Raw genomic sequence first — 10,319 nt, 5'->3', positions numbered from 1 at the left:
GACGCGCGCACCCTCCCAAGCACCACCCCCCAACCCCCCAGGCCCCCCCCCCCCCCCCCCCCGCGCCCCCCCCGCGCCCCGGGCGCGGCGGGTGACCCCGGCGTGATCCCCGGGGTCGTCCCGCTGCTGGACGCCGGCCTGCCGGCCGGTGCCCGCGGCGGTTTCACCACCCGGGCCGGCGCCGCCGGCGACGGCCCGTACGCGGGCTTCAACCTCGGGGACCACGTCGGTGACGACCCCGCGCGGGTCGAGGCGCACCGCGCCGCGCTGCGCGCCGCCGTGCGGGCCGACGAGCTCGTCGTGCCCGTCCAGGTCCACGGCGCCGACGTCGTCGAGGTGGACGCGGCACCGCCCCGGCCGCCGCGCGCGGACGCCCTGGTGACCCGCCGCCGAGGGCTCGCCCTGGCGGTCGTGGTGGCCGACTGCGTCCCCGTGCTGCTGGCCGACCCCGCCGCCGGGGTCGTCGCCGTGGCCCACGCCGGGCGCCCCGGGCTGGTGGCCGGCGTGGTGCCCGCGGTGCTCGCCGCGATGCGGGCCGCGGGGGCGCGCGAGGTGGTCGCCGCCCTGGGCCCGGCCGTGTGCGGCGGCTGCTACGAGGTGCCTGCCGCGATGGCCGACGAGGTGGCCTCCGTCGTGCCGGCGGCGCGGGCCACCACGCGCCGGGGCACCCCGGCCGTCGACGTCGCGGCCGGCGTGCTCGCCCAGCTCGCGCAGGCCGGCGTGCGGGCGTCCGGGCCCGGCCCCTGCACCGTCGAGCGCGCCGACCTCTTCTCCTACCGCCGCGACGGCACCACCGGCCGCAGCGCCGGTGTCGTGGTGCTCCCGTGAGGGGGCGGCCGTGAGCTCCACCACCGCTCCGGTCGCCGGTCCCGGTGGGGACCGGGTCGCGCAGCTGGGCGTGGCGCTGGAGCGGCTGCGCGCGCGGGTGGCCGCCGCGGCCGGCGCCGCGGGCCGCGACCCGGCGGAGCTGACCGTGGTGGTGGTCACGAAGTTCTTCCCCGCCGAGGACGTGCACGCCCTGGCCGGGCTCGGCGTGCGCGACGTGGGGGAGAGCCGCGACCAGGAGGCCTCGGCCAAGGCGGCCGAGCTGGCGCCGGAGCACCCGGACCTGCGCTGGCACTTCGTGGGGCAGCTGCAGACGAACAAGTGCCGCTCCGTGGCCCGCTACGCACGCGCGGTGCACTCGGTGGACCGCCCCCGCCTGGTCACGGCGCTGTCCGCCGGCGCCTCCGCGGCGGGCCGTCGGCTGGACTGCTTCGTTCAGGTCGACCTGGCCGGTGAGCTGGGTGCGACCGTCGACCCCGCGCGCGGCGGTGCGGCGGGCGAGGACGTGCTGCGCCTGGCCGACGCGGTCGCCGCGGCCGGGGCGCTGCGGCTGGCCGGGCTCATGGCCGTGGCCCCGCGCGGGCAGGACTCGGCGCGCGCCTTCGCGGCCCTGGCGCGCACGGCCGCCCGGGTGCGCGAGTCGCACCCGGGCGCGGTCCACCTGTCGGCGGGCATGAGCGGCGACCTGGAGGCCGCCGTCGCCGCGGGAGCGACACACCTGCGTGTCGGCAGCGCGGTCCTGGGCGCGCGTCCGGCCGCGCGGTAACGTCACCGCAGCCCGGTGCCCGTCACCGCGGCGAGAGACCCCAGGACCGACCCACCCGAGGAGACTGCGATGGCCGGCGCACTGCGCAACGCGATGGTCTACCTCGGCCTCGCCGAGGACGACCGCTACGCCGAGGAGGCGGAGGCCGAGCCCGCGCGCGCCGAGGCCGTCCGCGGGGCCCACCCCGCGCCCCGCCCGGAGCCGCGCCACGAGCCCCGGCCCGAGGTGCGTTCGGTCGATCCCACTCCGATCGCGGAGCGCCGCGCGGAGACCACGGGTCAGGTGACCCCGATCAGGAGGCAGGTGGCGCACGTGGTGCCGCAGGTCAGCAGTGCTCCGGAACTGCACCGGATCACGACGATCCACCCGCGCACGTACAACGAGGCCAAGACCATCGGGGAGAGCTTCCGCGAGGGCGTCCCGGTGATCATGAACCTCACCGACATGGACGACAGCGACGCCAAGCGCCTGGTCGACTTCTCCGCCGGTCTGGTGTTCGGCCTGCACGGCTCGATCGAGCGGGTGACGAACAAGGTGTTCCTGCTCTCGCCGCAGAACGTCGAGGTGGCCTCGCAGGAGGAGGAGCGGCCGCCGGAGCGGACGTTCTTCAACCAGTCCTGACCGCTGGGTCCCGGCCGTGCCCCGGCTGTGGACCCGCGCGTGCGGCCCCCGCACGCCCCCGCGTCAGGCAGGATGGTGTGGTGGCCCTGGTGTTCTCGCTGTTGCAGCTGCTCGTCCTGCTCTTCTTCCTCTGCCTGATCGCCCGGCTGGTCCTGGACTGGGTGCAGGCCCTCTCGCGCGAGTGGCGTCCGCGTGGCGTCGTGCTCGTGGGCGCCGAGGCCGTCTACACGGTCACGGACCCGCCCCTGAAGGTGCTGCGGCGCGTCCTGCCGCCGCTGCGGCTGGGGGCCGTCCAGCTGGACCTGGCCTTCCTGGTCCTGGCCATCCTGTGCTCGATCCTCATGTCGGTCTTCAGCGCCCTGAGCGCCTCCGCCGCGGCCTGAGCACCCGTCCGCCACCGGTCGTGCGAGCGCCGGGTGGTGCTCGCGGCGCGGTGGTCCCGCAGGGCCCGTCCGCTACGGTGTCGCCTCGTGCGCCGTCCGGCCGGGGCGGCCGTCGACAGAGGTGAGCCCCATGCCGCTGAGCCCGGAAGACGTCGTCGAGAAGCGCTTCAACCCCACGCGGGTTCGCGAGGGGTACGCGCAGGACGAGGTGGACGACTTCCTGGACGAGGTCGTCACCGAGCTGCGCCGCCTGCACGCCGAGAACGACGAGCTCCGCTCGCAGCTGCACGGCTGCCGCGCGCAGGTGGCCGAGCTGTCCGGCGGGGCGGGTGCGCCGGCCGGCGGTGCGCTCGACGGCGACGCCCTGGAGGTCCCCCCGGTCGACGCGGCTGCCGACGCGGCTGGGCCCTCCCCGGTGGCCGTGCCGTCGGGAGCCGCTGCAGCGGCTCCCGGTGGCGACCCCGCCGCTCAGGCGGCCGGCGTGATCGCCCTCGCTCAGCGCCTGCACGACGAGTACGTGCGCGAGGGTGAGCAGCAGCGCGACGCCCTGCTGGCGGCGGCCCGCGAGCGCGCCGAGCGCACGATCTCGGAGGCGCAGTCGCAGCGCGACCGGACCCTGCAGGAGCTGCAGGAGCGCCGCCGCCAGCTGGAGGAGGCCATCGCGCAGCTGCACGGCAGGGAGAGCGCCTACCGCGAGCAGCTGGAGTCCTTCATGGCCGCTCAGCTGGAGGACCTGCGCCGGGCGGAGCGCGTCCTGCCCGACGACGCCGTCGCGGGCTGACGCAGGACCGCCCCGTTCCGCGCTCGACGAGCCGCCACCCCGCCCGGGGTGGCGGCTCGTCGCGTCCTGCGCGGGTGGTGATCGCTGCGAGCGAACAAGTGAGTTACTTCCTGCTTCCATTTGCTTACAGACAGTCATATCCCTAGTGTTCCCGGCACGCGGCAGGCGGCCGCGCCGAACGGAGGGGGACCACGGTGGGCACAGCGGCGACGGGGACGGCGACCACGCGACGGGGCGGGGCGGCGAGCGCTCCCGCGCCTTCCCGCTCGGGCGGCGCGGTGCGCGCCGCGGCGGTGCGCGAACTGCCGGTCAAGGACACCGAGGACGCCTGGACGACCGCCGAGCTGGCCGAGGTCCGCAGCGAGCTGGAGGCCGAGGTCGACCGCCTGGCGCGACACCTGGACGACGCGACGAGCTCCTTCTCCGCCCTGGTCGCCGGGGGTGAGGGCGCCGGCGACGACCAGGTCGACCACGGTGCGGCCACGGCGGGGCGCGAGCACGAGATGACCATCGCCAACAACGCCCGGGACCTGCTGGAGCAGACCCAGCGGGCCCTGGTCCGCCTGGGTTCCGGTGCGTTCGGCGTGTGCGAGACGTGCTCGGGTCCGATCGGCAAGGCGCGGCTGCAGGCGTTCCCGCGCGTGACGCTCTGCGTGACCTGCAAGGCCCGCGGCGAGCGCCGCTGAGGCCCGCCGCCGGACGGGGGTGGCGGGTGCCCGGTGCGGCCGGTGACGGACGCGCCCGGTCCGGGCGGCGTGGGAGACTGCCGGGGTCATGACCGATTCCCCGCCGCCCGCCCCCGCGCGACCGCGCCGCACCGCCCTGGCCCTGGCCGTCGCCGCGCTCGTGTACGCGCTCGACCAGGTCACCAAGGTGCTGGCCGTCGCCCACCTCGAGCCCGGGGTCCGTCAGCCGTTCGTCGGGGAGCTGCTGCAGTTCCACCTCATCCGCAACCCCGGGGCGGCGTTCAGCCTGGCCACCGGCAGCACGTGGGTGTTCACCGTGCTGGCCCTCGCGGTGGTCGTCGTGGCCCTGTGGCTGGCGCGGCGGTTGCGCAGCACGGCCTGGGCGCTCGCCTTCGGGTTCCTGCTGGCCGGAGCCGCCGGCAACCTCACCGACCGCCTCCTGCGCCAGCCCGGGTTCGCCCGCGGCCACGTGGTCGACTTCCTCGAGCTGCCGCACTGGCCGATCTTCAACGTCGCCGACGCGAGCATCTGCGCCGCCGCGGTGCTCATCGCGGTGCTCTCGCTGCGCGGTGTCGGCCTGGACGGCGCGCGCGAGCAGGGCGCCGCCCGCGGCGCGGGGGAGGGGTCCCGTGCCTGAGGTCCGCAGCCTGCCGGTCCCGGACGGCCTGGAGGGCGAGCGCGTGGACGCCGCCCTGTCCCGGCTGCTGGGCCTGTCGCGCACCCGGGCCGCGGAGATCGCCGCGGCGGGCGGGGTGCTGGTCGACGGCGCCCCGGTCGGCAAGTCCGACCGGGTGCGGGCGGGGGCCTGGCTGGAGGTGCAGGTGCCCGACCCGCCCGCGGCGCCGGCCGTGGTGGCCGAGGCCGTGGCGGGCCTGGTGGTCGTGCACGACGACGACGACCTCGTGGTCGTCGACAAGCCCGTCGGTGTGGCCGCCCACCCCAGCCCGGGCTGGACGGGGCCGACGGTCGTCGGCGGGCTGGCCGGCGCTGGGTACCGGATCGCCACCTCGGGGGCGGCCGAGCGCCAGGGCGTGGTCCACCGCCTGGACGTGGGCACCTCGGGCCTGATGGTGGTGGCCAAGAGCGAGCAGGCCTACTCCGCGCTCAAGCGCGCGTTCAAGGAGCGCACGGTCGAGAAGGTCTACCACGCGCTCGTCCAGGGCCACCCGGACCCGCTGCGCGGCACGATCGACGCCCCCATCGGCCGCCACCCCGGCGGGGCGTACAAGTTCGCCGTGACCGCCGAGGGCAAGCCGTCCGTGACCCACTACGAGGTCCTGGAGGCGTTCCGCGCCGCGGCTCTGGCGGAGGTGCACCTGGAGACGGGACGCACCCACCAGATCCGCGTGCACTTCTCCGCGCTGCGCCACCCGTGCGTGGGGGACCTGACCTACGGCGCCGACCCGACCCTGGCGGCCCGCCTGGGCGTGCAGCGCCAGTGGCTGCACGCGGTGCGCCTCGGCTTCGAGCACCCGGGCACCGGGCGGCCCGTGGAGTTCACCAGCTCCTACCCGGCCGACCTCGCCACCGCGCTGGAGCGCCTGGCGGACTGAGGCCCGCCCGGCTCCGGCGAGGCTGCCCGGCTCTGTCCGGGGGGCCGCCTACGATCGTTCCCGCACCACCCCCGCTGCACCGCTCAGGAGGCGCCCGACCATGGCACCCGCCGACTCCTTCGCCCACCTGCACGTGCACACCGAGTACTCCATGCTCGACGGTGCGGCGAAGGTCGACGACCTCTTCCGGGAGGCCGCGGCCATGGGCATGCCCGCGGTGGCGACCACCGACCACGGCTTCGTCTTCGGCGCCTACGACTTCTGGAAGACCGCCAAGAAGCACGGCGTGAAGCCGATCATCGGCGTGGAGGCCTACCTGACGCCGGGCACCGCCCGCCAGGACAAGACGCGCGTCAAGTGGGGCGACCAGAGCACCCGGCCCGGCGACGACGTCTCCGGCTCGGGCTCGTACACCCACATGACCATGCTGGCCGAGAACACCGCCGGCATGCACAACCTCTTCAAGATGAGCTCGCTGGCCTCCCTGGAGGGCTTCCTCTACAAGCCCCGCATGGACCGCGAACTCCTCAACACCTACGCGAAGGGCCTCATCGCCACCACCGGCTGCCCCTCCGGCGAGGTCCAGACCCGCCTGCGGCTGGGGCAGTACGACGAGGCGCGCGCGGCCGCCGCGGAGTTCCGCGACATCTTCGGCGCGGGCAACTTCTTCTGCGAGCTCATGGACCACGGCCTGGACATCGAGAAGCGGGTCCAGGACGACCTGCTCAAGCTCGCCAAGGACCTGGACCTGCCCCTGGTGGCCACCAACGACCTGCACTACACGCAGGCCTCCGACGCCCAGGCGCACGCGGCGCTGCTGTGCGTGCAGTCCGGTTCCACGCTGGCCGACCCCAAGCGGTTCAAGTTCGACGCCGACGAGTTCTACCTCAAGAGCCCCGCGGAGATGCGCCACCTGTGGCGCGACCACCCCGAGGCCTGCGACAACACCCTGCTCATCGCCGAGCGGTGCGAGGTGGAGTTCACCGAGTCCACCGGCGCCTACATGCCGCGCTTCCCCTGCCCGCCGGGCGAGGACGAGGAGAGCTGGTTCGTCAAGGAGGTCTGGAGCGGCCTGGCGGCGCGCTACCCGGGCGGCATCCCCGACGACGTGCGCAAGCAGGCCGACTACGAGATCGAGGTCATCGTCTCGAAGGGGTACGCGGGGTACTTCCTCGTCGTCGCCGACTTCATCAACTGGTCCAAGGAGAACGGCATCCGGGTGGGGCCGGGCCGTGGTTCCGGCGCCGGGTCCATGGCTGCGTACGCCATGAAGATCACTGACCTGGACCCGTTGCGGCACGGCCTGTTCTTCGAGCGGTTCCTGAACCCCGAGCGCATGTCGATGCCCGACTTCGACGTCGACTTCGACGAGCGCCGGCGCGGTGAGGTCATCCAGTACGTCGTGGAGAAGTACGGCACCGACCGCGTCGCCCAGATCGTCACCTACGGCACCATCAAGGCCAAGCAGGCCGTCAAGGACTCCTCCCGGGTCCTGGGTTTCCCGTTCTCGATGGGCGAGCGGATCACCAAGACGATGCCGCCGGCCGTCATGGGCAAGGACATCCCGCTGTCGGGCATCTTCGACCCGAACCACAAGAGGTACTCCGAGGCGGGTGAGTTCCGCGAGCTGTACAAGACGGACCCCGAGGTGGTCCGGGTCGTCGACACCGCCCGTGGCCTGGAGGGGCTGAAGCGGCAGTGGGGCGTGCACGCCGCGGGCGTCATCATGTCCTCGGACCCGCTGATCGACCTCATCCCGATCATGAAGCGCGAGGCCGACGGCGCGATCATCACGCAGTTCGACTACCCGACGTGCGAGACGCTCGGGCTGGTCAAGATGGACTTCCTGGGCCTGCGCAACCTCACGATCCTCGACGACGCCCTGAAGAACGTCGTGCTCAACGGCAAGGACCCCGTCGACCTGGACTCCCTGGAGCTGGACGACCCGGCGACGTACGCCCTGCTCGGGCGCGGCGACACCCTCGGCGTCTTCCAGTTCGACGGCGGCCCGATGCGCTCGCTGCTGCGGCTGATGCGCCCGGACAACTTCGAGGACATCTCCGCGGTCGGCGCGCTGTACCGCCCGGGTCCCATGGGTGCCGGCTCGCACACCGCGTACGCGCTGCGCAAGAACGGCCAGCAGGAGATCACCCCGATCCACCCGGAGCTGGCCGAGCCCCTCGAGGAGATCCTCTCCACCACCCACGGCCTGATCGTGTACCAGGAACAGGTCATGTCGATCGCGCAGAAGGTCGCCGGGTACACCCTCGGCAAGGCCGACCTGCTGCGCCGCGCGATGGGCAAGAAGAAGCGCGAGGTCCTGGACGCCGAGTACGTCGGGTTCGAGGCCGGCATGAAGGAGAACGGGTTCTCCGCCGCCGCGGTGAAGGCCCTGTGGGACGTCCTCGTGCCGTTCTCCGACTACGCGTTCAACAAGGCGCACTCGGCCGCCTACGGGCTGGTGTCCTACTGGACGGCCTACCTCAAGGCGAACTACCCGGCCGAGTACATGGCCGCGGTGCTCACGAGCGTCCGCGACGACAAGGACAAGTCGGCGCTGTACCTCAACGAGTGCCGCCGCATGGGCATCCAGGTGCTGCCGCCGGACGTCAACGAGTCCGACGCGAACTTCACCCCGGTCGGCAAGGACATCCGCTTCGGGCTGACCGCGATCCGCAACGTCGGGGCCAACGTCGTGGACGCGATCGTCGCCGCCCGCGCGGAGAAGGGCCGCTACGAGTCGTTCACCGACTTCCTCACCAAGGTGCCGGCGGTGGTGTGCAACAAGCGCACCATCGAGTCGCTCATCAAGGCCGGTGCGTTCGACTCCCTGGGGCACCGCCGGCGCGCGCTGGTCGCCAAGCACGAGGACGCCGTCGACGCCGTCGTGGACGTCAAGCGCAACGAGGCCATCGGCCAGTTCGACCTCTTCGCGGGGCTGGGCGGCGGTGAGGACGGCGCGGCGGCCGGTGCCGGGTTCACCGTGGAGATCCCCGACCTGCCCGAGTGGGAGAAGGGCGAGCTGCTGGCCCACGAGCGGCAGATGCTCGGCCTGTACGTCTCCGACCACCCGCTGTTCGGCCTGGAGCACCTGCTGGCCAACGCCTCGGACTGCTCCATCGCGTCGCTGACGGCCGACGACTCGCGCCCGGACGGCTCGCAGATCACCGTCGCCGGCATGATCACCGGCCTGCAGCGCAAGACCACCAAGCAGGGCAACCAGTGGGCCATCGTCACCGTGGAGGACCTCGAGGGCGCCATCGAGTGCCTGTTCTTCCCGCAGGCCTACACGGCCGTGGCCCCGCTGCTGGCCGAGGACCTCGTGGTCGTGGTCAAGGGCCGGATCAACCGCCGCGACGAGGTGCCCACGATCTACGCCTCCGAGCTGCAGGTGCCCGACGTCAGCGCCACCGACGGCCTGCCCGTCACCGTGTCGCTGCCGACGACCCGCTGCACCCCGCCGGTGGTGGAGCGCCTGCGGGACGTGCTGACCACCCACCCGGGCACCACCGAGGTGCGCCTGCGCCTGACGAAGGCCGGTGGCGGGGCGGGCACCCTGATGCGCCTGGACGACGCGCTGCGGGTGACGCCGAGCCCGGCGCTGTTCGGCGACCTCAAGGCGCTGCTCGGGCCGACGTGCCTGGTGTGACGCCGGGCGCGACGGCCGGTGCGACGGCGGAGGCCGGGTCCGCCGCCCGGCCCCGCCGAACCCTGCGCGTGCCGCTGGGGCTGCTGTTCGGCCAGGCCGTCGCCGGTGCGCTGCTGGGGGTGCTGTGGTGGGCGGTGGCCCGCCGGCCCGCCGCCTGGCTGGTCGGTGAGCCGGTGCTCCTGTCGGCGGCCCAGTACCCGGTGGCGCGCGACGGTGCCTTCGCGGTGCTCACCGCGCTGGCCGGGGTGGCGGCGGGCCTGGTCGTGCTGCGCTGCGCCGGCCCCGACCCGGTGCGGGTGCTGCTGGCCGCGCTGGCCGGAGCGCTGGCCGGCTCGCTGCTGACGGTGGCCGTGGCCGGCGTCCTGCCGCCGTCCGACCCCGCCGAGGTGGCGCACGTGTCGGTGTACGCGTGGGCGGTGGTGCTGGTCCAGCCGCTGGTGCTCAGCGGCGTCGTGGCGGTGGCGACCCTGTCGTCCGCGCTGGTCGACTGGGTGCGCACCCCGGACTGAGCCGGGCGCTCAGCCCCGGGCCACGGCCGCGTACCGCCCGCCCGTGGCGGCCAGCAGGTCCGCCGGGGCCAGTTCCACCTGCAGGCCCCGCCGTCCGGCGCTGACCAGGACCGTGCCGAACCCCGCCGCGGAGGAGTCCACGAGGGTGGGCAGGGGGGTCTTCTGCCCCAGCGGGCTGATGCCGCCGACGACGTACCCGCTGGAGCGCTGGGCGCGCACCGGATCCGCCATGACGGCCTTCTTCCCGCCGGCCGCCGCCGCGAGCGCCTTGAGGTCGAGCATCGCGGCGACCGGCACGACGGCGCACACGAGCCGGCCGTCGACGTCGGCGAGCAGCGTCTTGAACACCCGCTCGGCGGTGACCTCCACCCCCTGCTCCCGCAGCGCGCGCACGGCCTCCTCGCCGTAGGCGGTGCTGGTGGGGTCGTGCTCGTAGGGGTGCGCGGTGTGCGCGGTGCCGCGCTCGGCGAGCAGGCGCAGCGCGGGGGTGCCGGCCTCCGCGCGCGCACCGCGGTGCTTGGCCACGACGGTCCTCCGGTCTCGGTC

Annotated in this window: 11 protein-coding genes; 10 read left to right on the top strand and 1 reads right to left on the bottom strand. The window is 74.3% G+C overall.

Features of this window, described 5'->3' with window-relative positions:
• The first annotated feature begins 102 nt into the window (after positions 1–102).
• The 10 genes from pgeF to ACRYR9_RS09725 all read left to right on the top strand — a co-directional run bounded on the left by pgeF (position 103) and on the right by ACRYR9_RS09725 (position 9,773).
• Positions 103–828, top strand: a complete 726-nt coding sequence (gene pgeF, locus ACRYR9_RS09770) for a peptidoglycan editing factor PgeF (protein ID WP_432494210.1) — start codon at positions 103–105, stop codon at positions 826–828.
• 10 nt (positions 829–838) lie between these two features.
• Complete coding sequence (locus ACRYR9_RS09765) at positions 839–1,591, top strand: YggS family pyridoxal phosphate-dependent enzyme (RefSeq protein ID WP_432494212.1); 753 nt, start codon at positions 839–841, stop codon at positions 1,589–1,591.
• A gap of 69 nt (positions 1,592–1,660) precedes the next feature.
• Positions 1,661–2,212, top strand: coding sequence for a cell division protein SepF (locus tag ACRYR9_RS09760; protein ID WP_432494214.1), 552 nt, complete (start codon positions 1,661–1,663; stop codon positions 2,210–2,212).
• An 80-nt stretch (positions 2,213–2,292) separates the two neighbouring features.
• Positions 2,293–2,595 (top strand): YggT family protein, encoded by a 303-nt coding sequence (locus ACRYR9_RS09755; RefSeq protein WP_432494216.1) that lies wholly within the window; start codon positions 2,293–2,295, stop codon positions 2,593–2,595.
• Between the two features lie 130 nt (positions 2,596–2,725).
• A complete protein-coding gene (locus tag ACRYR9_RS09750; RefSeq protein ID WP_432494218.1) occupies positions 2,726–3,376 on the top strand; it encodes a DivIVA domain-containing protein in 651 nt (216 codons plus the stop codon).
• Between the two features lie 194 nt (positions 3,377–3,570).
• Positions 3,571–4,062, top strand: a complete 492-nt coding sequence (locus ACRYR9_RS09745; protein ID WP_432494220.1) for a TraR/DksA family transcriptional regulator — start codon at positions 3,571–3,573, stop codon at positions 4,060–4,062.
• A gap of 88 nt (positions 4,063–4,150) precedes the next feature.
• Positions 4,151–4,699, top strand: a complete 549-nt coding sequence (lspA, locus tag ACRYR9_RS09740; RefSeq protein WP_432494222.1) for a signal peptidase II — start codon at positions 4,151–4,153, stop codon at positions 4,697–4,699.
• Complete coding sequence (locus ACRYR9_RS09735) at positions 4,692–5,615, top strand: RluA family pseudouridine synthase (RefSeq protein WP_432494224.1); 924 nt, start codon at positions 4,692–4,694, stop codon at positions 5,613–5,615. Before lspA ends, ACRYR9_RS09735 begins: the two co-directional genes overlap by 8 nt.
• Positions 5,616–5,715: 100 nt before the next feature.
• The gene (dnaE, locus tag ACRYR9_RS09730; RefSeq protein WP_432494226.1) at positions 5,716–9,264 is read left to right on the top strand and encodes a DNA polymerase III subunit alpha; all 3,549 of its coding nucleotides are present in this window, start codon (positions 5,716–5,718) and stop codon (positions 9,262–9,264) included.
• On the top strand, positions 9,261–9,773 hold the full coding sequence (locus ACRYR9_RS09725) for a hypothetical protein (protein ID WP_432494228.1): 513 nt from the start codon (positions 9,261–9,263) through the stop codon (positions 9,771–9,773). The genes dnaE and ACRYR9_RS09725 overlap by 4 nt, the downstream gene beginning before the upstream one ends.
• A gap of 9 nt (positions 9,774–9,782) precedes the next feature.
• On the opposite strand, the gene ybaK is transcribed toward ACRYR9_RS09725, so the two are convergent.
• On the bottom strand, positions 9,783–10,298 hold the full coding sequence (ybaK, locus tag ACRYR9_RS09720) for a Cys-tRNA(Pro) deacylase (RefSeq protein WP_432494230.1): 516 nt from the start codon (positions 10,296–10,298) through the stop codon (positions 9,783–9,785).
• Positions 10,299–10,319: the final 21 nt, after the last annotated feature.

The sequence above is a fragment of the Kineococcus auxinigenes genome (genome assembly GCF_050871525.1).
Classification (GTDB): domain Bacteria; phylum Actinomycetota; class Actinomycetes; order Actinomycetales; family Kineococcaceae; genus Kineococcus.
Note: the sequence above shows the minus strand (reverse complement) of the source record. Positions and strands in the feature narration are given on the sequence as shown.

Coding starts and splice junctions, on each gene's coding strand:
- ACRYR9_RS09760 (WP_432494214.1), top strand. CDS start 1,661: ATGGCCGGCGCACTGCGCAACGCGATGGTCTACCTCGGCCTCGCCGAG.
- ACRYR9_RS09750 (WP_432494218.1), top strand. CDS start 2,726: ATGCCGCTGAGCCCGGAAGACGTCGTCGAGAAGCGCTTCAACCCCACG.
- lspA (WP_432494222.1), top strand. CDS start 4,151: ATGACCGATTCCCCGCCGCCCGCCCCCGCGCGACCGCGCCGCACCGCC.
- dnaE (WP_432494226.1), top strand. CDS start 5,716: ATGGCACCCGCCGACTCCTTCGCCCACCTGCACGTGCACACCGAGTAC.